The 1,880-nt window shown below is 45.3% G+C and carries 1 protein-coding gene and 1 pseudogene; both read left to right on the top strand.

Annotation, left to right across the window (positions count from 1 at the left end; translation table 11 throughout):
• Nucleotides 1-677 (top strand): annotated as a pseudogene (locus AAY72_RS04775) (site-specific integrase); the annotation flags it as partial.
• Between the two features lie 69 nt (nucleotides 678-746).
• A partial coding sequence (locus tag AAY72_RS04770; protein WP_197408373.1) for an IS4 family transposase occupies nucleotides 747-1,880 on the top strand: 1,134 nt, incomplete at its 3' end.

Here is a 1,880-nt window from a genome sequence, read left to right as displayed (position 1 = left end):
CCAAGATAGTTGACGCCGAACAAGTGAAACAGCTTGGCAGAATACCCGCTAAATCCACTGTGCAAAATCATAACTCAGCACTACAAATGGTGTTTGATTTTGCAGTTAGACGAAAATACATGTTGGTTTCCCAAGTGCCAACATTAGAAAACAAAGGTGCTAGTGGCTCAAGACGCGCTGCATTTTCCATTGATGAATATGCGCGAGTTAGAGAACAAGTTATTCAAATGGGGAAAGAAAGTCGCAAGGAAAAAACGCGCCAGCTACGAGAGCTACTTGTTGATTATATGGATTTCGCGATCCTAACCGGTATGCGCCCTGGATCAGAGATGGATAACCTAACATGGGCAGACCTTCACCCTGAACGGGATGAAACACAAATGCGCTTTTATGTCACAGTAAGAAAAGGCAAAACCACTAAGTACACTGGCACACGTGAGATCGTTTGTAAGGCAGCAATAGTCAAAGTGCTTAATCGTTTGTCGGAACGTTTCCAAAACCGAACAGGTAACGACAGACTTTTTCGGCTTTCAGATGGAACAACCTCAAGGGAGATGAACAGACACTTTGATGCGGCATTAGAAATGATTGAACTTAAGAATTCACAATATGGTGAAAGAAGTTTATATTCTCTTAGACATAGTTACCTGAGGTATCCCCAGAAATTCTGTATCTAAAATAAAAAGTTAGGTGATTAGGGAACATTCATGGCCGTTCCTGATCTGATCGTTCGCCAAAACTAAACCATGTCATTAACAGCCATGAATGTGAAAAGAATGCTCGCCGATTTCCTCGGATTTGTCACCCCCCAAACCATGCATAAAGCGCGATTTTCTGTCCTGTTAGACGCGGTTACTGCGCTAGCTAAAGACGCGCGTTGTACTGTGACCGCCATTGGGCGTGCTATGCCAGGCTCTTCTGACAAAGTCAGTATCAAGCGCGCAGATAGATTACTGAGCAATTCAAATCTGCAGCGGGAACTGCCTCTTATCTATGCGGCCATGACTCGGTCTATCGTGAGCAGTAAATCTCAGCCGCTCATTTTGGTTGACTGGAGCAACGCCGATACCGCGAAACGGCACTTTATACTGCGAGCCAGTATGGCAACTGATGGCAGAGCATTGACGCTATTACAAAAAGTGGCAGCGGCAGAAGATTATACTTGCCCACATTTACACCGAGCCTTTTTAAAACAACTCAAGGCGATGTTACCCAAAGACTGCAAGCCCGTTATCGTTACAGATGCAGGCTTCAAAGTGCCCTGGCTTAAACAGGTACGCAAATTAGGCTGGCATTATGTCGCCAGAGTCAGAGGTAACGTGAAGCTTAAACTGGCAGAGCAATCTGAACTTATGACCGTCAATGCGCTTTATAAAAAAGCTCGCGCTACCCCCAAAGACTTAGGCGAAATCGTGCTGACTCAGTCGCAGCAGTATGAAACCCGCGCCATTCTGGTCGGTAAAGGCTATAAGCTGTTGAAGCGAGACAAAAATAAGTCTTACAAAGAGCCCTGGTTATTGGTGTCATCGCTACCTGAGTGCCATGACTATGCGAGTAAAATCGCCAAATGCTACAGTAGCCGAATGCAAATTGAAGAAAGCTTCCGAGACCAAAAAAGCCCACGTTATGGTTTAGGAAGCGACTTGCACGGTACCAAATCCAAATCTCGTTTGGATATATTACTGCTATTGGCGGCACTGGCAAATTGGTTCCACTACCTGATGGGGGCCGCAGGTGAAATAGCGGGTGTGCATTTACGATATCAGGCCAACACGATAAAAAACCGACGGGTACTTGCTCTAAACTTCCTCGGAATATTGCTATGTAATGAATCGAAGATCCCTATTCGCAGAAACGACTATCAGCAAGGGCTAAAGCAA

Origin of the sequence: Alishewanella sp. WH16-1 (assembly GCF_001441695.1) — a bacterium.
GTDB classification, from domain to species: domain Bacteria; phylum Pseudomonadota; class Gammaproteobacteria; order Enterobacterales; family Alteromonadaceae; genus Alishewanella; species Alishewanella agri.
Note: the sequence above shows the minus strand (reverse complement) of the source record. Positions and strands in the feature narration are given on the sequence as shown.